20 protein-coding genes are annotated in these 25,181 nt (G+C 68.8%); 16 read left to right on the top strand and 4 right to left on the bottom strand.

Features of this window, described 5'->3' with window-relative positions:
• Positions 1-74: 74 nt before the first annotated feature.
• Together dnaE and E3O39_RS18175 are read left to right on the top strand one after the other, a co-directional pair.
• The gene (dnaE, locus tag E3O39_RS18180) at positions 75-3,542 is read left to right on the top strand and encodes a DNA polymerase III subunit alpha (RefSeq protein WP_134558368.1); all 3,468 of its coding nucleotides are present in this window, start codon (positions 75-77) and stop codon (positions 3,540-3,542) included.
• Positions 3,543-3,627: 85 nt separating this feature from the next.
• On the top strand, positions 3,628-4,416 hold the full coding sequence (locus E3O39_RS18175) for a 1-acyl-sn-glycerol-3-phosphate acyltransferase (RefSeq protein ID WP_134446085.1): 789 nt from the start codon (positions 3,628-3,630) through the stop codon (positions 4,414-4,416).
• Between the two features lie 27 nt (positions 4,417-4,443).
• Here the strand turns inward: E3O39_RS18175 and E3O39_RS18170 are convergent, their stop codons facing one another.
• Positions 4,444-4,998 (bottom strand): flavin reductase family protein, encoded by a 555-nt coding sequence (locus E3O39_RS18170; protein WP_134446084.1) that lies wholly within the window; start codon positions 4,996-4,998, stop codon positions 4,444-4,446.
• A gap of 73 nt (positions 4,999-5,071) precedes the next feature.
• On the opposite strand from E3O39_RS18170, the gene hisD reads away from it, so the two are divergent.
• The 3 genes from hisD (at position 5,072) to E3O39_RS18155 (ending at position 8,070) form a co-directional block, all read left to right on the top strand.
• Positions 5,072-6,376 carry a histidinol dehydrogenase gene (hisD, locus tag E3O39_RS18165; protein WP_134446083.1) on the top strand — a complete coding sequence of 435 codons (1,305 nt, stop codon included), beginning with the start codon at positions 5,072-5,074 and terminating at the stop codon, positions 6,374-6,376.
• A gap of 170 nt (positions 6,377-6,546) precedes the next feature.
• Entirely contained in the window at positions 6,547-7,038 is a 492-nt protein-coding gene (gene nrdR / locus E3O39_RS18160) for a transcriptional regulator NrdR (RefSeq protein ID WP_134446082.1), read from the top strand.
• A 3-nt stretch (positions 7,039-7,041) separates the two neighbouring features.
• Entirely contained in the window at positions 7,042-8,070 is a 1,029-nt protein-coding gene (locus E3O39_RS18155; RefSeq protein WP_134446081.1) for a quinone-dependent dihydroorotate dehydrogenase, read from the top strand.
• Between the two features lie 55 nt (positions 8,071-8,125).
• On the opposite strand, the gene E3O39_RS18150 is transcribed toward E3O39_RS18155, so the two are convergent.
• Positions 8,126-9,172: an App1 family protein gene (locus E3O39_RS18150; RefSeq protein ID WP_166787235.1), complete on the bottom strand. Its 1,047-nt coding sequence runs from the start codon at positions 9,170-9,172 to the stop codon at positions 8,126-8,128.
• 167 nt (positions 9,173-9,339) lie between these two features.
• On the opposite strand from E3O39_RS18150, the gene E3O39_RS18145 reads away from it, so the two are divergent.
• The 5 genes from E3O39_RS18145 to E3O39_RS18125 all read left to right on the top strand — a co-directional run bounded on the left by E3O39_RS18145 (position 9,340) and on the right by E3O39_RS18125 (position 13,376).
• Complete coding sequence (locus E3O39_RS18145; protein ID WP_241975252.1) at positions 9,340-10,041, top strand: TetR/AcrR family transcriptional regulator; 702 nt, start codon at positions 9,340-9,342, stop codon at positions 10,039-10,041.
• A gap of 86 nt (positions 10,042-10,127) precedes the next feature.
• Positions 10,128-11,018 (top strand): ABC transporter ATP-binding protein, encoded by an 891-nt coding sequence (locus tag E3O39_RS18140; protein WP_134446079.1) that lies wholly within the window; start codon positions 10,128-10,130, stop codon positions 11,016-11,018.
• Positions 11,015-11,713: an ABC transporter permease gene (locus tag E3O39_RS18135; RefSeq protein ID WP_134446078.1), complete on the top strand. Its 699-nt coding sequence runs from the start codon at positions 11,015-11,017 to the stop codon at positions 11,711-11,713. Before E3O39_RS18140 ends, E3O39_RS18135 begins: the two co-directional genes overlap by 4 nt.
• Entirely contained in the window at positions 11,710-12,447 is a 738-nt protein-coding gene (locus tag E3O39_RS18130; protein ID WP_134446077.1) for an ABC transporter permease, read from the top strand. Before E3O39_RS18135 ends, E3O39_RS18130 begins: the two co-directional genes overlap by 4 nt.
• A 2-nt stretch (positions 12,448-12,449) precedes the next feature.
• Positions 12,450-13,376 (top strand): ABC transporter substrate-binding protein, encoded by a 927-nt coding sequence (locus tag E3O39_RS18125; RefSeq protein WP_134446076.1) that lies wholly within the window; start codon positions 12,450-12,452, stop codon positions 13,374-13,376.
• 83 nt (positions 13,377-13,459) lie between these two features.
• On the opposite strand, the gene E3O39_RS18120 is transcribed toward E3O39_RS18125, so the two are convergent.
• Both E3O39_RS18120 and E3O39_RS18115 read right to left on the bottom strand, forming a co-directional pair.
• Positions 13,460-14,419, bottom strand: a complete 960-nt coding sequence (locus E3O39_RS18120) for a M56 family metallopeptidase (RefSeq protein ID WP_241985132.1) — start codon at positions 14,417-14,419, stop codon at positions 13,460-13,462.
• 10 nt (positions 14,420-14,429) lie between these two features.
• Positions 14,430-14,816: a BlaI/MecI/CopY family transcriptional regulator gene (locus tag E3O39_RS18115; RefSeq protein WP_134446075.1), complete on the bottom strand. Its 387-nt coding sequence runs from the start codon at positions 14,814-14,816 to the stop codon at positions 14,430-14,432.
• A 97-nt stretch (positions 14,817-14,913) separates the two neighbouring features.
• Between E3O39_RS18115 and E3O39_RS18110 the strand changes: the two genes are divergently transcribed.
• The 6 genes from E3O39_RS18110 to leuS all read left to right on the top strand — a co-directional run bounded on the left by E3O39_RS18110 (position 14,914) and on the right by leuS (position 25,087).
• Positions 14,914-16,326, top strand: a complete 1,413-nt coding sequence (locus tag E3O39_RS18110) for a cytochrome ubiquinol oxidase subunit I (RefSeq protein WP_134446074.1) — start codon at positions 14,914-14,916, stop codon at positions 16,324-16,326.
• 9 nt (positions 16,327-16,335) lie between these two features.
• Positions 16,336-17,340 carry a cytochrome d ubiquinol oxidase subunit II gene (cydB, locus tag E3O39_RS18105; RefSeq protein ID WP_134446073.1) on the top strand — a complete coding sequence of 335 codons (1,005 nt, stop codon included), beginning with the start codon at positions 16,336-16,338 and terminating at the stop codon, positions 17,338-17,340.
• Between the two features lie 94 nt (positions 17,341-17,434).
• Positions 17,435-19,159, top strand: coding sequence for a thiol reductant ABC exporter subunit CydD (cydD, locus tag E3O39_RS18100; RefSeq protein WP_134446072.1), 1,725 nt, complete (start codon positions 17,435-17,437; stop codon positions 19,157-19,159).
• Complete coding sequence (gene cydC, locus E3O39_RS18095) at positions 19,152-20,837, top strand: thiol reductant ABC exporter subunit CydC (RefSeq protein ID WP_134446071.1); 1,686 nt, start codon at positions 19,152-19,154, stop codon at positions 20,835-20,837. The genes cydD and cydC overlap by 8 nt, the downstream gene beginning before the upstream one ends.
• Before the next feature lie 87 nt (positions 20,838-20,924).
• Positions 20,925-22,433 carry an anthranilate synthase component I family protein gene (locus E3O39_RS18090; protein WP_134446070.1) on the top strand — a complete coding sequence of 503 codons (1,509 nt, stop codon included), beginning with the start codon at positions 20,925-20,927 and terminating at the stop codon, positions 22,431-22,433.
• 59 nt (positions 22,434-22,492) lie between these two features.
• Positions 22,493-25,087, top strand: a complete 2,595-nt coding sequence (gene leuS, locus E3O39_RS18085) for a leucine--tRNA ligase (RefSeq protein ID WP_134446069.1) — start codon at positions 22,493-22,495, stop codon at positions 25,085-25,087.
• Positions 25,088-25,181 lie beyond the last annotated feature (94 nt).

Here is a 25,181-nt window from a genome sequence, read left to right as displayed (position 1 = left end):
CCGTGTCGAATACCACTAGCGCGAACGGATCGAATGATTCTTTCGTGCACCTGCATGTGCACAGCGAATACTCCATGCTCGACGGAGCCGCGCGGGTCAAACCGCTGATCAAAGAGGCCGTCGAACAGGGAATGCCCGCGGTCGCCATCACAGACCACGGCAACATGTTCGGCGCGTTCGACTTCTGGAAGTCCGCGACGGACGCCGGCATCAAGCCCATCATCGGTACTGAGGCCTACATCACCCCCGGCACCGACCGGCGGGACAAGACCAGGGTCAAATGGGGCACGAGCGGCCAGAACCGCGACGATGTCGGCGGCAGCGGCGCGTACACGCACATGACGCTGCTCGCCGAGAACACCGCGGGCATGCACAACCTCTTCCGGCTCTCGACGAAGGCCTCACTCGAGGGCTACTACTTCAAGCCCCGCATGGACCGCGAGCTGCTGAGCGAGTTCTCGAACGGCCTGATCGGCACGACCGGCTGCGTCGGCGGCGAAGTGCAGACCCGCCTCCGTCTCGGCCAGTACGACGAGGCGAAGAAGGCTGCGGGGGAGCTGAGGGACATCTTCGGACCGGAGAACTACTTCTGCGAGATCATGGACCACGGCATCGACATCGAGCGCCGCACCATGAGCGAGCTGCTCCGCCTCGCCAAGGAGCTCAACCTCCCGCTCGTCGCCACGAACGACCTGCACTACACGCACGCCCACGATGCGACGGCGCACGCCGCCCTGCTGTGCGTGCAGTCGGCGTCGACCCTCGACGACCCGAACCGGTTCAAGTTCGACTCAGACGAGTTCTACCTCAAGACCGCGGCCCAGATGCGGCACCTCTTCCGCGACAACCCGGAAGCCTGCGACAACACGCTCCTGATCGCCGAGCGCTGCGAGGTGAAGTTCGACACCCAGGCCAACTACATGCCGCGCTTCCCGACCCCGGAGGGTGAGAACGAGGAAAGCTGGTTCGTCAAGGAGACCGAGCTCGGCCTGGCCCGCCGGTACCCGAACGGCATTCCCGCCGAGGTGCGCACCCGGGCAGACTACGAGGTCGGCATCATCGCCCAGATGGGCTTCCCCGGCTACTTCCTCGTCGTCGCGGACTTCATCATGTGGTCCAAGACGAACGGCATCCGGGTCGGCCCAGGGCGCGGATCGGGAGCCGGGTCGATGGTCGCGTACGCGATGGGCATCACCGACCTCGACCCGCTCGTGCACGGCCTGATCTTCGAGCGGTTCCTCAACCCGGACCGTGTCTCCATGCCTGACTTCGACGTCGACTTCGACGATCGTCGCCGCGGCGAGGTCATCCACTACGTCACCGAGAAGTACGGCTCCGAGCGCGTCGCCCAGATCGTCACCTACGGCACCATCAAGGCCAAGCAGGCCCTGAAAGACTCCAGCCGGGTACTCGGCTTCCCGTTCGGGATGGGCGACAAGCTCACCAAGGCCATGCCGCAGCCGATCATGGGCAAGGACATGCCGCTCACCGGCATGTTCGACAAGGACCACCCGCGCTACCGCGAGGCCGTCGACTTCCGCGCGATCATCGAGACGGATGCCGAGGCCCGCACGGTCTTCGACACCGCGCTCGGCCTCGAGAACCTGAAACGCCAGTGGGGCGTGCACGCGGCCGGCGTGATCATGTCGTCAGACCCGCTGATCGACATCGTGCCCGTGATGAAGCGCGAGGCCGACGGCCAGATCGTCACCCAGTTCGACTACCCGGCGTGCGAGTCCCTCGGACTGATCAAGATGGACTTCCTCGGGCTCCGCAACCTCACGATCATCGACGACGCCCTCGACAACATCGCCGTCAACCGCGGCCACCGGCCCGTGCTCGAGGACCTCGGCCTCGATGACCCCATCGCATACGAGCTGCTCGCCCGCGGTGACACCCTCGGCGTCTTCCAGCTCGACGGTGGCCCGATGCGCGCACTGCTCCGCCTGATGAAACCCGACAACTTCGAGGACATCTCCGCCGTCATCGCGCTCTACCGGCCGGGGCCCATGGGCGCGAACTCGCACACCAACTACGCGCTGCGGAAGACCGGGCAGCAGGAGATCGTGCCGATCCACCCCGAACTCGAGGAAGCCCTCAAGGACGTAATCGGCACCACATACGGCCTGATCGTGTACCAGGAACAGGTCATGTCGATCGCGCAGAAGCTCGCCGGCTTCTCGCTCGGCCAGGCCGACCTGCTGCGCCGGGCCATGGGCAAGAAGAAGAAATCGGAGCTCGACAAGCAATTCGCCGGGTTCTCCGCCGGGATGAAGACCAACGGGTACTCCATGGAGGCGGTGAAGACCGTCTGGGACATCCTGTTGCCGTTCTCCGACTACGCCTTCAACAAGGCGCACTCCGCGGCGTACGGCGTGGTCAGCTACTGGACCGCCTACCTCAAGGCGCACTACCCGGCCGAGTACATGGCGGCCCTGCTGACGAGCGTCGGCGACTCCCGCGACAAGCTCGCGCTCTATCTCAACGAGTGCCGCCGGATGGGCATCCAGGTGCTCCCGCCGGACGTCAACGAGTCCATCGGCTACTTCGCGGCCGTCGGTCCGGACATCCGCTTCGGGCTCGGCGCCGTGCGCAACGTCGGCTTCAACGTCGTCGACGCGATCCGCGCCTCGCGCGACGAGAAGGGCCGTTTCGAGTCCTTCCACGATTTCCTCCGCAAGGTGCCGATCCAGGTCGCCAACAAGCGCACGGTCGAATCCCTCGTCAAGGCCGGCGCCTTCGACTCCCTCGGAGCGACCCGCCGGGCCATGGTCGAGATCCACGAGGGCGCCGTCGAGTCCGCCGTGAAGATCAAGCGCGACGAGGAACACGGCATGGTCGGCTTCGACTTCGACAGCCTCTTCGACGACCCGCAGGAGACCGAACAGGTCCCGGACCGTCCGGAATGGAGCAAGAAGGAGAAACTCGCCTTCGAACGCGACATGCTCGGCCTCTACGTCTCCGACCATCCGCTCGCCGGCCTGGAGATCCCGCTCGCGAAACACGCCTCGACCTCCATCGCCGACCTGCTCGCCTCCGAACAGACCCAGGACGCTGACACCGTCACGATCGCCGGCCTCATCACGAGCGTCCAGCACCGGATCGCCAAGAAGAGCGGCAACCAGTACGGCATCATCCAGGTCGAGGACTTCGGCGGCGACATCGACGTGATGTTCATGGGCAAGGCGTACCAGGAGTTCGCGCCCGCGCTCATCAACGACTCGATCGTCGTGGTGCGCGGTCGGGTGAGCCTCCGGGACGACGGCATGAACATCCACGCATACAGTCTCTTCGCGCCGGACCTCGGACAGACCGGCGACTCTGGCACCCTCGCGATCACCCTCACAGAGGCGCGCGCGACGACCGACACCGTCACCGCGCTCGGCGACGTGCTGATCCGGCACCGTGGCTCCTCCGAGGTGCGGCTCAAGCTGATCAAGAACGATTCGGCCCGCGTCTTCGAACTGCCGTACCAGGTCACGATCAGCGCAGACCTGTTCGGCGAGCTCAAGAGCCTGCTCGGCCCGTTCTGCCTCAGCTAGAGGTCGCCGTCCCAGCCGAGCCGGCCGCGTCCGCCGCGCCGGGCGCATAGCCCGTCGGCTATGCGCCCGGGAATAGCCTTGGACCATGACACGTCGCACGAGCGAACCGTTCTACACCCCGGCCATCGTGGCCGGCCGGGCCATCTTCGGGGTCTTCCGGCTCAAGGCTGCGGCGACCGGCTTCGAGAACCTCCCCGATACCGGGGGAGCCGTCCTGGCGATCACGCACTTCGGCTATGCCGACTTCGCCCTCGTCGAATGGCAGGCCTGGCTGCACAACCGCAGGCACATCCGCTTCATGGCCAAGAAGGGCGCCTTCGACAAGCCCGTCGTCGGCTGGCTGCTGCGCGGTATGCACCACATCAGCGTCGACATGCAGGCGGGGGCCGCAGCATACGGCGAGGCCGTCGCCGCCCTGCGCGCGGGTGAACTCCTCGGGGTGTTCCCGGAAGGCGGGGTCAACGCCTCCTTCACCGTGCGCGAGCTCAAGTCCGGCGCGGTCCGGATGGCGAGGGAGGCCGGCGTCCCGGTGATCCCTGTCGCGGTCTGGGGCGGCCACCGGCTGCTGACGAAGAACCACAAGCCCACCCTGCGGGAGGCGTACCGGGTGCCGATCCGCTTCTCCGTGGGAGCGCCGTTCGAGCTCGACCCCGCCGTCGACGCCCAGGAGCTCACCGCGCAGCTCCACGACACCCTCCAGGCCATGGTCGACGAACTCCAGGCCGGGTATCCCGTCGACGGTTCCGGCCAGTGGTGGCAGCCGCGCCATCTCGGCGGCGCGGCTCCGACCCCGGAGGAGGCTGCGGTCGTCGAGGCAGAACGCCAGCGGCTCCGCGCGCTCAAGCGCACTGCCGCGACACGCGACGACGCCTGACCCGGCCAACGGGTCGTTCGCCTCGGCTCAGAGCGCCGCTTCCGGCCCGGGCACCCGGTACATCCGCTCGTGGTAGAGCAACGCCTCGTCTTCGTCGCCGAGGCCGCCCTCCTCGATCTGGACGACGATCACGGCGCCGTTGTGCACAGAGACCCGCTCGATGATGTGGCCGACCATCCAGCTCGTCACGTCGTTCAGCACCGGCAGGCCGTGCGGACCCTCATGCCAGTGGTCACCGGCGAAGCGCAGGGCGTTCGGCCCGCTCATCCGCTCGGCGAGGGCGCGATTGCGTGCGCCGAGGGTGTGGATGACGACGCGCTCCGTCTCGGCGATCGCCGGCCAGGAGCTTGCCGTCCTGGCCATGTTGAAGGTCGCGAGCGGCGGCACGGACGACAGCGAGGCAAGTGAGGTCGCCGTGAAGCCGACGGGGGTTCCGTCGGTCTGGCGCGCCGTCACGCACGCGACACCGGCGGCGTGGCGCCGGAACGCCTGCTTGAACGCGGCGAGGTCGAGAGGGGCGTTCGGATCTCCCTCGAGCCGGGGAACGGTCGGTGTTTCGCGGATGTCGTTCAGTTCGTTCATGTCACTTGCCCCAAGGTCTGTGAAGGCCACCCTATTCCCGTGTGATGGATGTTGGTGGCTAGGCTGGTCAGACATGATCCAGAGACTTGACCTACGAGGCACCCGGCCGACGCCGGCCGAACTGCTCGCCACCATTCCGCGCGCCGTCACCGATGTGACCGCCGCGAGCGCCGTGGCCGCCGAGCTCATCTCCGACGTCCGCGCGCGCGGCGAGGCGGCGCTCTACGACCAGGCCGAACGGCTCGACCGGGTGCGCCCTGACGCGCTCCGGGTCCCGGCCGGCGACATCGCCGATGCCCTGGCCGGGCTCTCGCCCGAGGTGCGCATCGCCATCGAGGAGACCATCCGGCGGGTCAGGCTCGCGAGCGAGGCCCAGGTGCCGCCGCACGTGACCACGACCATCGCCGAGGGAGCCGTGATCACCCAGCGGTGGCAGCCGATCCGTCGCGTGGGCCTCTACGTGCCGGGCGGCAAGGCCGTCTACCCCTCGAGCGTCGTGATGAACGTCGTGCCCGCGCAGGTCGCCGGGGTCAGCTCGATCGCGCTCGCCTCACCGCCGCAGCAGGCGTTCGGCGGACGCGTGCACCCGACCATCCTCGCCGTCGCCGGGCTACTCGGCGTCACCGAGATCTACGCCATGGGCGGCGCCGGCGCTGTCGGCGCGTTCGCATACGGGGTGCCGAGCCTCGGCCTCGACCCCGTCCAGCTCGTCACCGGCCCCGGCAACGTCTACGTCGCCGCCGCCAAGCGGCTCGTCCGCGGCGTCACCGGCATCGACGCGGAAGCCGGCCCCACCGACATCCTCGTGATCGCAGACTCCGACGCAGACCCGCTCCTCGTCGCGGCCGACCTGGTCAGCCAGGCCGAGCACGACGAACTCGCGGCCGCCGTGCTCGTCACCGATTCGGTCGAGCTCGCGGATGCCGTCACCGCGCGACTCGCCGTGCTCGCGGTGACAACCCCTCACGGTGAGCGGGTGACCGCCTCGCTCTCCGGAACCCAGTCCGCGATCGTGCTCGTCGACGACCTCGCCGCCGCCGCCGCATTCAGCAACGCCTTCGGGCCGGAGCACCTCGAGATCCAGACCAGGGACCCGCACGTCGAACTCGCGCTCATCGAGAACGCCGGGGCCATCTTCCTCGGCCCGAACTCACCGGTGAGCCTCGGCGACTACTCAGCGGGCTCCAACCACGTGTTGCCGACCGGCGGCCAGGCCCGGTTCTCGTCCGGCCTCGGGGCGTACACGTTCCTCCGCCCGCAGCAGGTCGTCGAGTACAGCAGGGACGCACTCCGCGGTGTCGCCGCCAATATCGCGGCGCTGTCGGACGCCGAGGATCTCCCCGCGCACGGCGCGGCCGTGACCGCCCGCTTCGCCTGACCCGAACCGATTCGACGGAGATTGTGTCCGGAAGCCACGGGGGAGTGCCGTTCCGGGGTGTTTCAGACCGAGCGCCCGTCGAATCGGTCAGGGCGTCGGGGCGAGGGTGTGGCGCGACGCGCCCGGGCGACGGCGAATCCCCCGGAAAGGGGCGCTAGGCTGGCAGCACAATGTTCTGCCCGTTCTGCCGCCACCCGGACTCCCGAGTCATCGACTCGCGCACGAGCGACGACGGACTTTCCATCCGTCGCCGTCGCCAGTGCCCCGAATGCGGTCGCCGGTTCAGCACGACGGAGACCGCGAGCCTCAACATCGTCAAGCGCAGCGGCGTCGTCGAACCGTTCAGCAGGGACAAGATCGTCACCGGTGTCCGCAAGGCCTGCCAGGGGCGGCCGGTGACGGACTCCGACCTCGCCCTCCTCGCCCAGCGCGTCGAGGAGACCATCCGCCAGACGGGTGCCTCCCAGGTCGCCGCGAACGACGTCGGCCTCGCGATCCTGCCGCCGCTGCGTGAACTCGACGAGGTCGCCTACCTCCGCTTCGCGAGTGTGTACCGCGCGTTCGACTCCCTCGAAGACTTCGAGAGCGCCATCGACCAGCTCCGCAGCGAACACGAGGAGAGTCTCCGCAACGGGGCCCTCGACGACGAGCCCGAACTGTAGCCGGTGTACCCCTTCTTCTTCCGGCACGTGCTCGCGCGGCTCGACCCCGAGCGCGCACACCACCTCGCCTTCACGGTGATCCGTCTCATTCCGAGCCGGGGCATCGGGCGGCTTGTCCATGCGTTCACCCGGCCGAGAACCGACCAGGCCGTGCACACCCTCGGCTTGCGCTTCGATTCCCCGTTCGGCGTCGCCGCAGGCTTCGACAAGGACGGCCTCGCCGTGATCGGCCTGGGCCGCCTCGGCTTCGGTCACGTCGAGGTCGGCACGATCACGGCGCTGCCGCAGCCGGGAAACCCGAAACCGCGGCTGTTCCGTCTGGTCGCCGACCGCGCCGTGATCAACAGGATGGGCTTCAACAACCAGGGCGCTGCAGCGGCAGCAATGCGCCTCGCCTGGGTGCGTTCGATCGCAGGACGGCCGGTGCTCGGCATCAACATCGGCAAGAGCCGCGCGACCGCGGTGGACGACGCCACGAGCGACTATCTCGTGAGCGCCAGGGCCCTCGCGCCCCTCGCCGACTACCTCGTCGTCAACGTGAGCTCGCCGAACACCCCAGGCCTCCGCGGCCTGCAGGAACTCGACCAGCTGGCCCCGCTTCTCACCGCCGTCCGGGCGGCGTCCGGGAGCACCCCCCTGCTCGTCAAGATCGCCCCTGACCTTCGCGACGAGGAAGTCACCCGCATCGCCGAACTCGTCGTGCGGCTCGGCCTCGACGGCATCATCGCGACCAACACGACCATTTCACGCGAGGGTCTCTCGACGGATGCCGCCAGGATCGAGGCCATCGGAGCCGGCGGCCTGTCGGGGGCCCCACTCCGGGCCCGCTCGCTCGCGGTACTGCGCCTGATCCGCGCGAGCGTTCCCGCCGGCCTCTGCGTGATTTCCGTCGGAGGAATCGACACCGCCGCCGACGTCGCCGAGCGGCTCGATGCCGGGGCGACCCTCGTCCAGGGCTACACGGCGTTCCTGTACCGTGGCCCGCTCTGGGCGCGCCAGGTCAACCGCGGCCTCGACCGGCTCCGCGCGTAACCTCCCCGCCTGACGTCAGCGGCCGGTGCGAGGTGCGCGGGCATCCGCCGATCGCTCAGATGAGCGGTGCGCCCGGCGCGAGGACTCCGAGCGCTACGAGTTGCCTGGCGAGGCTCGCACCGTCCGGCCCGTAGACCCAGCGGGGGTCCGTGGACTCGAGGGCGGCATCCTTTGCCCGTCGTCCGGCGAGAACCGCCTCGCTCGGGGAGAGCTCGCGAATGGCGACGGCCTCGACGCTGCCGGGGAACTCGCGCTGGAACTCGCTGTAGATGTCCTCGTCGTGCTGGCCATCGTCCCCGACCAGGATCCAGCGGATCCCGGGAAACTCCAGGGCCAGGCGACGCAGGTTGGCGCGCTTGTGGTCGGTGCCGCTGCGGAACCACCGGTCGTGGGTGGGGCCCCAGTCGGTGAGCAGCAACGCGCCGGCGGGGTAGAGGTTACGGGAGAGGAACCGGGTCAGGGTCGGCGCGACATTCCAGGCGCCCGTCGACAGGTAGATCACCGGGGACCCCGGCGCCGCCGCGGTGAGACGGTCCAGGAGTACGGCCATGCCGGGGGTGGGCACCCTCGCGTGTTCGTCGAGCACGAACGTGTTCCAGGCGGCGAGCAACGGCCGGGGGAGGGTCGTGACCATCACCGTGTCGTCGACGTCGGAGATGATGCCACGATCGACGAGCGGAGCGACGATGAAGAGCGGCGCATCGACGGGTGCCGAGGCATCCGTGCTGAGTCGGGCGACCTGCCAGCCCGGCGTGAGCGGCAGCCGGATGACCGTGTCGACGACGCCGCCGCGGTCGGCGCTCACGCGGTGGCTGAAGCCGTTGATCTCGATCGTGACGGTGACGTCGTGCACGGGAACCGCGGTGAAACTGCGCCAACCGCGGATGCCGGCCTCGCGCCGTTCGGCTCGCCAGCGTCTGCGCGTGACGGCCTTCTTGGTCCGAGCCGGCTTGGCCAGCAGAACCCGGCAGAGAATCCGCACCCATTCGGTGCTTCCGTATCCCGCGTACGGGATGACCGTGGGCAGATAACCGCGTTTGCGGGCGCTACGCTCGCGACGTTCGTGCATCCAGTCTTCGATCCGGGCTGCGCGATGCATCATTTTCGCAGGTCGGCCCGCATTCGTTGTTCTGGAAGGCTTCGGCACGCCTCCTAGTTTGTCATGTGCCGCCCCTTTCGGGAGGATCCAGTCGTGCCGCGACCCGTTTGGCATCGCCGGGGGGACAAGACCCGTAGGATTGGGTCCTACTTCAAGGAGGACAAGTGTCAGTGAGTGACCTTTTCGAGGGGGACATCGTTGAGGCCGGCGCACAGGTCCGGATCGAACCCATCCAGCAGCGCAGCACGGCACGCCTGTCCGGCCTGCTCGATGCCGCTGCCGTCGTCGTCGACGAGGTCGGCTTCGACCGGATCACGACCGCGATGGTGGCTGAACGCGCGGGGGCATCGATCGGAACCGTGTACCGCTACTACCCGGACCGGGTCGCAGTACTGCATGCCCTGCGTGAGCGGGCCATTCAGCGATATCGACTCCGCGTCGCCAGGGAAATCAAGCTTGCAGACCCGAAGACCGCCTGGGAGACCATCGACTGCGCCATCACGGCCTTCGTCGAGATGTACCGGACCGAACCGGGCTTCCGCATCATGCACTTCGCCGACAGGGAACGGCTTCCGATCAGCTCGGCGAGCCCGGCCGACGGGATCGAGGTCGGCTTCCTGGCCGGCCAGCTCGCAATCGCTCTCTCCGAGCGGTTCGGCCTCCCGTACGGGCCGGATCTGCTGTTCCGGCTTGAGGTCATGGTCGAGATGGCCGCAGCGGTCCTGTCGAGAGGGTTCCAGTCCAACGTCCTGGGCGACGAGCGATACATCGCGGAGGCGAGACGGGTCATCGCGGTATACCTGGCGGGCTACTACGGCGAGGAACTCGAGCAGGACGGTGCAGCAGTCCCAGTCTTGGAATCTGCTGAGTAGAGCTTGGCATCCGGCGGCTTTCCTGATTGGGTGGGAGATCGCTGGCACGTGTTGATTCGACATCAAGCGAGGAATGGGCCACTTCCATGATTGAGTTCCGATCGGTGACGAAAGAATTCCCGGACGGCACCCTTGCGGTCGACGACTTCAGCCTCACGGTTCCCTCGCACCGCACGACCGTGCTCGTCGGATCCTCCGGCTCCGGGAAGACCACCCTGCTGCGGATGATCAACCGCATGGTCGATCCGACGTCCGGCACGATCGAGATCGACGGCGTCTCCGTCGCGTCCCTCGAACCCGTGAAGCTGCGGCGCAGCATCGGCTACGTGATGCAGAATTCGGGACTGCTCCCGCACCGCACCGTCGTCGACAACGTCGCGACCGTGCCCCTTCTGCGTGGTGTGCCGCGCAGGACGGCGCGGGCGGATGCGCTGCGCCTGCTGGACACCGTCGGGCTCGACCGCGCCATCGCCGACCGGTACCCGAGCCAGCTGTCCGGCGGCCAGCAACAGCGCGTCGGCGTTGCCCGCGGCCTCGCCGTCGATCCCAATATCCTCCTGATGGACGAGCCCTTCGGCGCCGTCGACCCGATCGTGCGCGCGGAGCTGCAGCAGGAGCTCATCCGGCTGCAGCACGAGCTCGGCAAGACCGTCGTGTTCGTGACGCACGACATCGACGAGGCGTTCCTGCTCGGCGACCAGATCGCCATCCTGCGGGAGGGCGGCCGGATCGCCCAGCTCGGCACCCCGGCCGAGATCCTCGCCAACCCGGCCGACGACTTCGTCGCGAGCTTCGTCGGTGCCGACCGGGGAAAGCGCGCCCTGCACGTCGAGAGCCAGGACGGCTCGGACGTGCTCGTCGACTCGGACGGGCGACCCGCTGGCGTTCTCGTCGGCCAGCGCTCCGGCGCTGGCCCGTCCGGCGGGGCCCGGTCAGACGTCCCGCACATCGTACCGACGGAAGGCCCGCCCCGGTGACGTGGCTCTGGTCGAACCTCGACCTGGTCTGGCTCCGCACCCTCGACCACATCGTGCTGAGCCTGCCGCCGATCCTGCTGAGTTTCGTGTTCGCGCTTCCGCTCGGCTGGCTGGCCAACAGGTACCGGCCGACCCGCGGGGCGATCCTGTCGATCGCCGGCCTGTTCTACGCCATTCCGTCCCTGCCGCTCCTGTTCATCCTGCCGGTGATCATCGGAACGAGCCTCCGCTCGCCGGCGAACCTGATCGCCGCACTCACCCTCTACGGGCTCGCGCTCATGGTGCGTGTCGTCGCCGACGGACTCGCGTCCGTCGACCCCGACGTGCGGCAGTCGGCCACCGCGGTCGGTTTCTCGGCGTGGAGCAGGTTCTGGCTCGTCGAACTCCCGCTCGCCGGCCCCGTGCTCCTCGCCGGGGTGCGCGTCGTCGCCGTCAGCACCGTGAGCCTCGCGACCGTCGGCGCCGTGATCGGAGCAAAGAGCCTCGGCAGCCTGTTCACCGACGGTTTCCAGCGCGGCATCCAGGTCGAGATCATCACCGGCATCGTGGCGACCGTCCTGCTCGCCCTCGTGCTTGACGGGGCTGTCGTGCTGCTCGGCCGGGTGCTGATGCCGTGGACCCGCCGGACCCGGCGCATCCGCCCGGCACCCGCTGCGGTGCTCGGACCCATGCCCGTCGTTCGGAGTGTCGCATGAATTACTTCACGGATGCGGTCGCCTGGCTCCTCGACCCGGCGCACTATCCCGGGCCGACCGGGATCCCGGCCCGGCTCGGCGAGCAGCTCCTCTTCACGGTGGTGACCCTCGTGCTCGCCTCTGTCATCGCCATCCCGGTCGGATTCCTGATCGGGCACACCGGGCGCGGACGGGGGATCGCCGTCGCGACCTCCGGCGGGTTGCGCGCCATCCCCACCCTCGGCCTGCTCACCCTCGTCGCCCTCTGGATCGGCATCGGGCTCGGCGCCCCATACGTTGCCCTGACCGTGCTCGCGATCCCGCCCATTCTCGCCGGCGCATACACCGGGTTCGAGGCGGTCAACCGCGCGACGATCGACGCGGCGAGGGCCGTCGGCATGACGGAGCTTCAGATCGTGCGCCACGTTGAGATACCCCTCGGACTGCCCTTGCTCATCGGCGGGCTGCGGTCGGCGACCCTGCAGGTCGTCGCAACGGCCACCCTTGCCGCATACGTCGCCGACTTCGGGCTCGGCCGGTTCCTCTTCGCGGGGCTCAAAACCAACGATTACGCCCAGATGCTCGGCGGGTCGATCCTGGTGATCCTGCTCGCCCTCGTTCTCGAGGGCCTGTTCGCCGGTCTCCAGAAACTCGTCGTACCCCGCGGCGTCGCAGTCGGACGCCCCCCAGTCGACCGGAAGGCGTCGACCCGACGTCGCCCGGGGATGGAACCCGCCATCACGAAAGGAATCTGACAATGTTCACAGCGAAAAAAGGCCGGCTCGCGGCAGTCGCCGCGGTCGCGGTTGGGGCCGTCGTAGCCCTTGCAGGGTGTGCGTCCAGTAATCCACTGGGCACCGGAAGTAACGCGTCGAGCGCACCGACGACACTCGTCGTCGGATCCCAGGACTACTACTCGAACGAGATCATCGCCGAGATCTACGCCCAGGCGCTCGAGTCGAACGGATTCACCGTCGACCGCCAGTTCCGGATCGGACAGCGCGAGGTCTACCTGCCCGAGCTGAAGTCCGGGTCGATCGACGTCTTCCCCGAGTACACCGGAAGCCTGCTGCAGGCGCTCGACAAGGCCGCGGCCGGCGGAACGAGCGATGCCGTTCACGACCAGCTCGTCAAGGCCCTCCCGAGCGGCCTGACCGCCCTCGACAAGTCCGACGCGAGCGACCAGAACTCGTGGACAGCGACCCAGGCCTTCGTCGACACCTACAAGCTCACCGATCTCGCCTCCCTGAAGAACGTCACCGAGCCCATCACGGTCGGCGGCAACTCCGAACTGGAGACGCGGCCATACGGGCCGACGGCGCTCAAGGACAAGTACGGCATCACGATCGCCGGATTCGTGCCCGTTGAGGACAACGGCGGACCGCTCACCGTCAAGGCGCTGGTCGACAACAAGATCCAGCTCGCCAACATCTACACGGCAGACCCGAACATCAAGTCGAACAACCTCGTCGCCCTCTCCGACCCCGACGGCCTGTTCTTCCCGGACAACGTCGTGCCCATCGTCTCCAGCAAGGTCGACGAGAAGGCTGCCGGCGTCCTCAACAAGATCAGCGCGGCGATGACCGCTGCGGACCTCGTGAGCCTCAACGCCCAGAGCGTCAACGACAAGGAGTCGGCGGACAAGATCGCCTCCGCGTGGCTCGCGCAGGCGAAGCTCTTCTAGTTCGTCGCTCTCTCACCGCGGTCACCCGCGACCTCCAGGACCGCCCGGTTGCCTCGCAGCCGGGCGGTCCTGTCTGTGTCCGCTCAGGCCTGGGCGAGGAGCACGGCCGGCAGGACGAGGAGGGCAGCGGCAGAGCCGAGAACGGCGACGGAGGCCGCCGCGGTGAGGCGGGGCGGCGGGGTCAGCAGCCGGCGGACCCGGGGCGTGACGAGATCGACGGGACGGTCGCGGGAAACGAACGCCGCGGCATCCGCCGCCCCGGTGGAGAACCGGGCCTCAGGCGTCCGGCCGAGCCCCGCAGAGCCGACGAGCGCGATCGCCGTCGCGAGGGTGTGGTCGTCGACGGCGAGCCTGGCCTGGTCGTCCGCGAGCATCTCGACGAGAAGGGCGACGGCGTTCTCGGCCCGGTTCGCGATCGGGAACCAGGGCAGGGCACTGTGCCAGGACTTGAACGCGACGAGCACGAGGTGGTGCCGCTGGGCGAGGTGGGCCTCCTCGTGGGCGACGACGGCGCGTACCTGCGGCGGGTCGAGCAGGCTGAGCAACCCGCGCGAGAGCACCGTCGCCGAGTGCGTCACGCTCGGCAGGCAGTATGCGACCGGGGAGGCGTGGTCGATGACGCGGGTGCCCGGTCGTCCCTCGAGGGGCTCGCTGAGCAGCCGGACCAGGTTGAGGTGCCTGCGCTGCTGGCGCTCCGCGTGCACGAAGGTCACGGCGAGGTTGAGTACGAGGTGACCGCCGAGCAGGAGCGCCCCGCAGAGGGCGAGAACGTGGTCGAGGGAGGTGCCTGCCGGGACCGAGCCGGTCGCGAGGTGGTCGGCGAGCGAGCGGATGCCGGCGACCGGGTTCGCGCCGAACGGGATCAGCCCGTAGACGAGGAGCGCCCCGATCATCGCGAGCCCGCCCGCGAGGGCGATCGACTGCCAGAGCACGAGGGCGACGCCGGGGGAGCCTGCCGGCCAGGCGGACCGCGCGAGCAGCACCGGAACCGGCCAGGCCAGCAGGACCGCGAGCACGCCGAGGGCGAGCGCCGTCGTCAGCACGACGACCGGTTCACTCGCGGTGCAACGGGATCGTTTCGAGGAGGCGGCGGAGAGTCTCCGCCTCCTGGGGACTGACATTGCCGATGAACCGGGCGAGGGCATCCTGCCGGTCGGGGGCGGAGCCGAGCACCTCGTGCATCAGCCCTGCAGTGTGTTCGGCGCGGGTCGTCATGGCACGGTAGCGATGCGGGCGGATGCCCCGGTCTCGAACGACGAAGCCCTTGGTTTCGAGACGCGACAGCACCGTGAGCACGGTCGTGGTTGCGAGCGGCTTGCGGTTCGCTGCACTCGCGGCCGGCGTGAGCAGGCGGTCACGCAATTCATTCGCCGGTAACGATTCCCCGGAATCCCAGAGGACATCCATCAGCAATCTCTCCAGCACACCGAGACTTCCCATAGTCAGGGAGTTTAGTATGCCGTTCCGCCTTCTTCTACGGGGTGTAGAAGTGTATATTTTCTACGTACCGTAGAAATGACGATCGCCGGGAGGGCGCATGAACGAGTGGCTTGACCCGCTGCTGCTATCGAGATGGCAGTTCGGACTGACAACCGTGTACCACTTCCTGTTCGTCCCGCTCACGATCGGCCTCGCCCTGACCGTCGCGATTTTCCAGACCGCATGGGTGCGCACCGACAAGACCAAGTGGCTCCAGCTCACGCACTTCTTCGGCAAGCTCTTCCTGATCAACTTCGCTATGGGCGTTGTCACCGGCATCGTGCAGGAGTTCCAGTTCGGCATGAACTGGTCGACATACTCCCGCTTCGTCGGCGACGTCTTCGGCGCACCGCTCGCCTTCGAGGGCATCACCGCGTTCTTCCTCGAGGCCACCTTCATCGGTCTGTGGATCTTCGGCTGGGACAAGCTGCCCAAGGGACTGCACCTCGCGACGATCTGGCTGACCGTGGTCGGATCGATCGCGTCCGCGTACTTCATCCTCGCGGCGAACGCCTTCATGCAGAACCCGATCGCCTTCCGGATCAATGAGGAACGTGGCAGGGCCGAGCTGACCGACATCGGCACGCTGCTGACCAACCCGATCTCGCTCGCCTCGTTCCCGCACACGATCTTCGCGTGCTTCATGGTGTCCGCCGGCCTGATCATCTCGGTCGCCGCGTTCCACCTCTACCGCAAGCAGCACGTCGACACGATGCGTCCGGCGCTCAAGTTCGGCCTGTGGATGATGGTCATCTCCGGTGCCCTGACGACCGTCTTCGGCGACTCCCTGAGCCTCGCGATGGTCAAGGCCCAGCCGATGAAGATGGCCGCGGCCGAGGCGATGTACCACACGGCGACGGGCGCCAACGCGTCCTTCTCGCTCTTCACCCTCGGTACCCCCGACGGCGTGAGCGAACTGTTCTCCGTCCGCATCCCCTACCTGCTCTCGTTCCTCTCCACGCACACCCTCGACGGCACCGTCGAAGGCATCAACAACCTGCAGGACCAGTACACGACGCTGTACGGGCCCGGCGACTACACCCCGATGATCTGGGTCACCTACTGGGCCTTCCGCTGGATGATCGGACTCGGCATCGCGCACATCCTGGTCGCCGTGGTCGGCCTCTGGCTCACCCGCAAGGGCCGCAGCCCCCGGGCCACCTGGGTCTGGAAGGTCGCCATCTGGTCCTTCCCGTTCTCCCTCGCCGCCATGAGCGTCGGCTGGGTCTTCACCGAGATGGGTCGTCAGCCCTGGCTCGTGTTCGGGCTCCTGAAAACCCAGGACGGCGTCTCGCCCAACGTGACCGGCCTGACCATCCTGATCTCCCTCATCGCCTTCACGCTGATCTACGGCGCCCTCGCGGTCGTCGAGTTCCGGCTCATCCTCCGTGCCGTGCGGAAGGGCCCAGAGGATGCCCCGGTGCCGGACGCTGAGACCGGCATCACCCCCCAGCGCGTCACGGTCTACTAGGAGCAACTGATGGAACTCAACATTCTCTGGTTCTGGATCATCGCCGTGATGTTCATCGGCTACTTCGTCCTCGACGGCTTCGACTTCGGCGTCGGCATGTCCCTGCCCTTCCTCGGCAAGGACGACACCGACCGCCGGGTGCTGATCAACTCGATCGGACCGGTCTGGGACCTCAACGAGACCTGGGTCATCGTCGCGGGCGCCTCGTTGTTCGCCGCCTACCCCGAGTGGTACGCGACGATGTTCAGCGGCTTCTACCTCGCCCTGCTCGTGATCCTCCTCGCGCTGATCGCGCGCGGGGTCTCCTTCGAGTACCGGCACCAGCGGCCGGAATCCGAATGGAAGAAGTGGTTCGACGGCATGATCGTCGTCGGCAGCGCCCTCCCTGCCCTGCTCTGGGGCGTCGCATTCGCCAACGTCGTCCAGGGCGTCCAGCTCGATGCCGGGCACAACTACACCGGCACCTTCTTCGACCTGCTCAACCCGTACGCCCTCCTCGGCGGGGTGACGACGCTGCTCCTGTTCTTCACCCACGGCGTCGTCTTCGTCTCCCTCAAGACCGAAGGGGACATCCGCCTTCGTGCCCGCAAGCTCGCCACCAAGGCAGGGCTCGTGACGATCGTCGTCGCAGCGTCGTTCCTGCTCTGGACCGTGCTCGCGTTCGGCAGCCTTTTCACCGCGCTGTTCGCCGCTGCCGCGGCCGTCGCGCTGATCGGGTCGTTCCTGCTCAACCTCCGCGGCAAAGAGGGCTGGGCATTCACGCTGATGGCGGCGACGATCGGCCTGGCCGTGCTCACCCTGTTCGCCTCGCTGTTCCCGGACGTGATGCCGGCGAGCAACGATGCCGCGAACAGCCTGACCATCGACAACGCGTCGTCGACGCCGTACACGCTCCAGGTGATGACGTGGACCGCGGTGATCGCCGCCCCGGTGATCTTCCTCTACCAGGGCTGGACATACTGGGTCCTGCGCAAGCGCGTCAGCCGCAGTAGCATCGAGCTCGCCGCGCTCTGACCTGCGGGCGCTCCCGCTGCGCCAGCTGTAGTTGCCGCGACCGCCGCCACCGAATAGTTACCGGCGAACAGTTTCCACCGAACAGAACGAGTACATGCGACCCCTCGACCCCCGGCTGCTCCGCTACGCCTCTGCCGCGCGGTGGTTCCTGGTCATCGGTGCCGTGCTTGGTCTGGCGCAGACGCTCGTCGTCGTCGTCTTCTCCTGGTTGCTCAGCCAGGTGATCACGCTCGCGGTGGGAGGCCACGACGTGACCGAACTCGGTCCGTACGTCGGGGGGATCGCCGCGGTCGTGGTCCTGCGCGCCGCGCTCGTCTGGCTGCTCGAGGTCGCGGCGAGCCGCGGCGCGGCATCCGTCAAGAGCCAGCTGCGCACCCGGGTACTGCGCGGGGTCGCCGAGCGTGGCCCGGACTGGCTTGCCGGCCAGCAGGGCGCACGCGTCTCCACCCTCGCGACCCAGGGGCTCGACGCCCTCGACAACTACTTCGCCAGGTACCTGCCGCAGCTGCTCCTCGCCGGGATCGCGACGCCGATCCTCGTGCTCGTGATGCTGTGGCAGGACCTCCCGAGCGGCATCACGGTGATCATCGTGCTCCCGCTCATTCCGCTGTTCATGGTCCTGATCGGCCAGGCCACCCAGGCCGTACAGAAGCAGCAGTGGGAGTCGCTGCAGCGGCTCGGCACCGGCTTCCTCGACCTCGTCGGCGGCCTCGGCACCCTCAAGATCTTCGGCAGGGAACGCCGGCAGACCGAACGGGTGCGCACGATCACCGAGGACTACCGGGCTCGCACCATGAAGGTGCTCCGGGTGTCATTCCTGAGCGGCTTCGTGCTCGAGCTCGGGGCGAGCCTCTCGGTCGCGCTCGTTGCGGTGTCGATCGGCCTGCGGCTCGTCGACGGCTCGCTCGGACTCGGCGTCGGCCTCTTCGTGCTGCTGCTCGCGCCGGAGGCGTTCCTCCCGGTGCGCCAGATCGGCGTTCAGTTCCACGCCGCCGCCGACGGACTCGCCGCGGCCGAAGAAGTCTTCCTGATCATCGAGGGCGGTCCGGCAGCCGGGACGGCGACGGAGACAGCGGATTCAGCGAAGACAGCGGAAGCAGCGGATGCCGCGGCGCCTGCGGTGCCGGCTTCGGTCACGACGCCGACGGGCTCCCTTCGCTTCGACGCGGTCACCGTGCGGCGCGGAACGACCGTGACGCTCGCCGCGTTCAGCGCGACGCTCGCGCCCGGCCGGCTCGCGGTCATCGCCGGGCCGAGCGGCACGGGCAAGTCGACCCTCGTCGCGACCCTCCAGGGCTTCGTGCCGTATTCCGGCTCCATCACCCTCGGCGAAACGGCCGTCGTGCCCGGGGGTCCTCGGCCCTGGCTCGCCTGGGCCGGCCAACGGCCGGGACTCCTCTCCGGGACGATCGCAGACAACGTCGCGCTCGGCGCCCCCGGCGTCGACAAGGCCCTCGTGGCCCGCGCACTCGACCTCGCCGGCGGCGGCGACCTGGACCCAGGGACAGCCCTCGGCGTGAACGGGGACGGTCTCTCGGGCGGCCAGGCTCAACGCGTCGCCGCGGCGAGGGCCATCTATCGCACGCTGGCGGACCGATGCCCGGTGCTCGTCCTCGACGAACCGAGCTCCGCCCTCGACGAGGCCGCAGAAGGCCGGTTGATCGCGGGCCTTCGCGAGCTCGCGGCCGCCGGCACGATCGTCATCGTGGTGAGCCACCGACCGGCCGTCGTCGCCGCGGCCGACCTCGTTCTGCAGGTCGTCCCGGTGTCCGAGGTGCCGGCATCCGCCGTTTCGCTCGGGGAGGACGCCCATGTCTGAGTTCCTGCCCCCCGCCAGGGTCCGCGCGATCCTGCGGCTCGCCCAGCCGTCCACGCGGCGTTTCCTGCCCGGGCTGGCCGCCGGCGTCGCGAGCGCCCTCTCCGCCGTGGCCCTGCTCGCGACGAGCGCCTGGCTGATCACCCGCGCCGCCGAACAGCCGCCGATCCTCTACCTGTCGATGGCGATCGTCGGCGTGCGCGCCTTCGCCCTCGGCCGCTCCGCGTTCCGCTACCTCGACCGGCTCACGAGCCACGATGCCGCCTTCCGCCAGCTCGCAGCGCTCCGGGTCGGCGTCTTCGAACGCATCCTGCCGCTCGCCCCCGCCGGACTCGCGAACACCCGCCGCGGTGACCTGCTCACGCGTCTCGTCCGGGACGTCGACGACCTGCAGGACTTCCCGCTGCGGGTCGTGCAACCGCTGGCAACGGCCGGGATGCTCGCCGTGGTGAGCGTCGTGGGCGTCTGGCTGCTCTCGCCGCTCGCGGCCCTCGGACTGGCGCTCTGTCTCGTCCTCGCCGGAGTGCTCGGCACGGCCGCGTCGGGGAGCGTCGCCGCCGGCTCCGAGCGGGAGCTCGCTCCACTCCGCGGGGACCTCGCCGACCGGGTGCTCGAACTCGTCGAGAACATCGACGTGCTCACGGCCTTCGGAGTGCTCGACGCCCGTCTCGAAGGGCTGGCCGGCGCCGACGACCGGCTGCGCCTGGCCACCCTGCGCCGATCCGTCGGCGTCGGCATCCAGGGCGCCGTGCTCTCCCTTTTCGCGGGCGCCGCGACCGTCGCAGCGCTGCTCGCCGGGTTCGGCGGGCTCTCGGGCGGCAGCCTGCCCGGCCCCGATTTCGCCGTGATCGTGCTCGTTTCGATGGCGGTCTTCGAGATCTTCGCCGTCGTGCCGGCCGCCCTCGGCGCCTGGCGCCAGGTGCGATCGAGCGCCCAACGTGTTGCGGATGCCGTACCCACCACGGTCCCGCTGGAGATCCCGATCGAGAGCGACGCCGATTCCGGGCCGGACGCCGTCGCATCCGCCATCTCCGCGCAGCCTGTGCTGCTGCTGAGCGGGGTCGGCGCCTCCTGGCCCGGCGCCACGGAGCCCGGCGTCTCCGGCGTGACCCTCCGCCTCGGCCCCGGTGAACGCGTCCACCTCGCCGGCCCGAGCGGCGCGGGCAAGACCACGCTCGCGCAGGTGCTCGTCCGTTTCCTCGACTACACCGGTTCGTACACGCTCGACGGCGTCGAGGCGAACACGCTCGCACCCTCCGCCGTGCGCCGCGTCGTCGGACTGTGCGAGCAACAACCCTGGCTCTTCGACGACAGCATCCGCCAGAACCTGCTGTTCGCCAGGGAAACCGCGAGCGACGACGACCTGCTCGCCGTGCTCGACCGGGTCGGCCTCGGCGACTGGACCGCACAGCGCGGAGGACTGGACGCGAGGGTCGGCGAACGCGGTGCCCTCGTCTCCGGCGGCCAGGCCCAGCGGATCGCCCTCGCCAGGGCGCTCCTGGCGGACTTCCCCGTGCTCGTCGTCGACGAACCCACCGCGAACGTGGACGAGGCGCAGGGCGACCGTCTCGTTCGGGACATCCTCGCGACGGCGGCAGAGGACGGCAGGGCCGTCCTGCTCATCTCGCACACCCCGGTGCCCGATGAGCTCATCACCGCCCGGGTGACCCTTCCCGCCTGACCCTGCGCGTCCGAGCCCGTCCGGCACTCCCGGGCCCGCCCGTCTGAATCTGCCGGTCCGGTCCGGCGAGCGCCCTAGGCTGGGGGCGTGTCCGCATCAGCCCGTCCTCGTCGCAGTCCCGGCAGGGGCGACGTCGAACGCTGGGACCTCGACGGCTGGTGGGACCCGGCGGATGCCTTCGACGCGCTCTACCGGGACAGTGCCCACGCGATCTGGCTCGACGCCGGCCCCGGCGCGCAGGCCGGCTTCAGCTATCTCGCCGGGCCGACCGAACGCTCCCGGTTCGTGACCGCCTCGGTAATGGATGGAACCGTGACCGTGACGGTTCCCGGCGACCCGCTCACCGTGCCCGCCACGAGCACCGGCACCGTTTTCGACTTTCTCAGCACCGATCTCGCCACGCCTGGCGGCTCGCCGGGCGGCGAGGGAGCTAGCGGCTTCCACCTCGGCTGGGTCGGCTGGCTCGGGTACGAGCTCGGCGCCCAGACCCTGGACGTGCCGCAGCCTCCCTCGCGCTACCCCGACGCCGCCCTGCTCGAGGTCGACCGGATGCTCGCCTTCGACCACGAGAGCCGCACCGTCACCCTGCTCGCCCGCAGGCAGCCGGGGGAGCCGGCCCGCCTTGCCGAGGACTGGGCCCGCGCCGTGCGGGCGCGACGGGACAGTTCTCCTGCGGCGCGGCATCCACTGTCGTCGGCCGGCACGGTAGCTGCGGCGGACGTCGCGCCCGAGCAGCCCGGATCACCGCCCCGCGCCCGCTGGCGGCACGGCTCAGCCGACTACGCGGCACTGATCGAACGCTGCCAGGCCTTCATCGCCGCGGGGGACGCCTACCAGCTCTGCCTCACCAACGAAATCACCGTCGACGTGCGACCGCACCCCGTCGTGGCCTACCATCGGCTGCGGGCCGGCAGCCCGAGCCACCACGGCGGCCTGCTGCGCTTCGGGGACACCGCCCTGTTGAGCGCATCGCCGGAGCAGTTCCTCACCGTCGGCACCGACGGCAGCCTCTCGAGCAAACCGATCAAGGGCACCAGGCCGCGTTCCGCGGATCCCGCCTCCGATGCCGGCCTCCGCGCCGACCTCGCCGCGAGTGACAAGGAACGCGCCGAGAACCTGATGATCGTCGACCTGATGCGCAACGACCTCGGCCGGGTGGCCGAACTCGGCACCGTCGCCGTCACCCGCCTCCTCGACGTCGAGAGCTACGCGCACGTCCACCAGCTCGTGAGCACGGTCGAGGCGCGCCTCGCCGCGGGGCTCACGGGCACGGATGCCGTCCGGTCCTGCTTCCCGGCCGGTTCGATGACGGGGGTGCCCAAGCAGAGCGCCGTCAGCCTGCTGCGCGGCCTCGAGGACGGTCCGCGCGGCATCTACTCGGGTGCGTTCGGCTACTTCGGCCGCGACGGAGCCGTCGACCTCGCCATGGTGATCCGCAGCATCGTCCTCGATCCCGCAGGAGCCTCGATCGGAACCGGCGGCGGAATCACCACCCTGTCCGTCCCGGCGGAGGAGGTCGAGGAGACCCGGATCAAGGCCGCGGCGCTCCTGACCGTGCTCGGTTGCGGCCCTGACCTCGTTACCGGCGCGGGTTGAGTAACCTAGAAGCTTGGACTGTGAAGCGTTCACGCCCGAATCACCAGAATGAGAGTCCCGTGGCACACGAGCACGACCGCACCCCATACGGCGTAGAGATCGACGAGGACGTCTATGACTTCGCCGCGATCCAGGCGAAGTGGCAACCCATCTGGGACGAGCTCGAACCGTTCCGGACGAGCGACCCCGACGACACCCGTCCGCGCAAGTACGTGCTCGACATGTTCCCGTATCCCTCAGGCGACCTGCACATGGGCCACGCCGAGGTCTACGCGCTCGGCGACATCGTCGCCCGGTACTGGCGCCAGCAGGGCTTCAACGTGCTGCACCCGATCGGCTGGGACTCCTTCGGCCTTCCCGCCGAGAACGCGGCCATCAAGCGCGGCATCGACCCGCGCGGCTGGACCTATGACAACATCGCGCAGCAGAAGAAGAGCATGAAGCTCTACGCCGCCTCCTTCGACTGGTCGCGCGAACTGCACACGAGCGACCCCGAGTACTACAAGTGGAACCAATGGCTGTTCCTGCAGCTGTACAAGAAGGGCCTCGCCTACCGCAAGGACAGCTGGGTCAACTGGGACCCGATCGACCAGACCGTGCTCGCGAACGAGCAGGTCCTGCCGGACGGCACGAGCGACCGCAGCGGCGCGATCGTGATCAAGAAGAAGCTCACCCAGTGGTACTTCAAGATCACCGACTACGCCGACCGCCTGCTCGACGACCTCAACCAGCTCGAGGGCACCTGGCCGGCCAAGGTCCTCAACATGCAGCGCAACTGGATCGGCCGCTCCATCGGCGCCGACGTCGACTTCGCCATCGAGGGCCGGGAGGCCGTCGTGAGCGTCTTCACGACCCGCCCGGACACCCTCTTCGGCGCGACCTTCATGGTCGTGGCCCCCGACTCCGACCTCGCCGCCGAGCTCGTCGCCGACTCCACTCCCGAGGTGCGCAAACGCTTCCAGGACTACCTCGTGCAGATGCAGAAGAGCACGGACATCGAGCGCCAGGCCACCGACCGGCCGAAGACCGGCGTCTTCCTCGAACGTTTCGCGATCAACCCCGTCAACGGCGAACGCCTGCCGATCTGGGCCGCAGACTACGTCTTCGCGGACTACGGACATGGCGCCGTGATGGCCGTTCCCGCACACGACCAGCGCGACCTCGATTTCGCCCGGAAGTTCGACCTGCCCGTCCGGGTCGTCGTCGACACGACGGCGCCCCTGACCGGCACCCTGCCCGTGATCACGCCCGGCATGATCGACGGCACGGAGGAACTGCCGCTCGACCCCACGCCGCTCGATCCGGCAGAAACCGGTGTCGCGCTGGCCGGGGAAGGCCGCCTGATCAATTCCGGAGCCCTCACCGGCCTCAGCAAGAACAACGCGATCAAGCGCATCGTCGAGCAGCTCACCCAGGACGGCACCGGAAGGGCCGCGAAGAACTACCGGCTGCGCGACTGGCTCATCTCCCGCCAGCGTTACTGGGGCACCCCGATCCCGATCATCCACGGCCAGGACGGCGCAGAGATCCCCGTGCCCGAAGACCAGCTGCCGGTGCTGCTGCCCTCGACGGAGGGCCTCGATCTCAAGCCGAAGGGGACCTCGCCGCTCGGCGGCGCCACGGACTGGGTCAACGTACCCAACCCGATCGACGGCACCCCTGCGCGCCGCGACGCCGACACGATGGACACCTTCGTCGACAGCTCCTGGTACTTCCTCCGGTTCCTGAACCCGAACGACGACACCCAGGCCTTCGACCCGAAGGAAGCCGAGAAGTGGGCTCCCGTCGACCAGTACGTCGGCGGCGTCGAGCACGCGATCCTGCACCTGCTCTACGCCCGGTTCATCACCAAGGTGCTCTTCGACCTCGGTTACGTGACGTTCACCGAGCCGTTCACCGCACTGCTCAACCAGGGCATGGTCATCCTCGACGGCACCAAGATGTCCAAGAGCAAGGGCAACCTCGTCTACTTCACCGAGGAGATCGACCAGTTCGGCGTCGACGCCGTGCGCCTCACGATGGCCTTCGCCGGGCCGCCGGAGGACGACATCGACTGGGCGGACGTCTCCCCGGTCGGCTCGGCCAAGTTCCTCGCCCGCGCCTGGCGCATGGCCAAGGACGTCACGAGCGCGCCCGACGTGCTGTGGAAGACCGGTGACCCCGCCCTCCGCCGGGTCACGCACCGCTTCCTCGCCGACGCGCCCGGCCTGATCGAGTCCTTCAAGTTCAACGTCGTCGTCGCACGCCTGATGGAGCTCGTGAACGCGACCCGTAAGGTCATCGACACCGGCGCAGGCCCGGCCGATGCCGCGGTGCGGGAGGCCGCTGAGGCGACCGCCATGGCGCTCAACCTCTTCGCGCCGTACACCGCGGAGGACATGTGGCAGCGCCTCGGCTACGAGCCGTGCGTCGCGCTCGCCCAGTGGCGCAAGGCCGACCCGCGGCTCCTCGTCGAGGAGTCCGTCACGGCGATCGTGCAGGTCGACAGCAAGGTGCGCGAGCGCCTCGTGGTCTCGCCGAAGATCTCCGCTGACGACCTCGAGGGCCTCGCCCGCGCATCCGCATCGGTCATTCGCTCGATCGGGGACCGGGAGATCGTCCACGTGATCGTCCGGGCGCCGAAGCTCGTGAGCATCGTCACCAAGCCCGTCTGAGGTCCTGACGTCGTGAGGTCCTGAGGCACCTCGAGGATCCTCGAGGTGCCAGTGCCCTCGCCGATGCGCGTTGCGCGCCCTCGACAGGCCTGGG

This window comes from Cryobacterium sp. MDB2-A-1 (genome assembly GCF_004402675.1).
Classification (GTDB): Bacteria; Actinomycetota; Actinomycetes; order Actinomycetales; family Microbacteriaceae; genus Cryobacterium; species Cryobacterium glucosi.
This window is presented reverse-complemented; position numbering and strand designations above follow the sequence as displayed.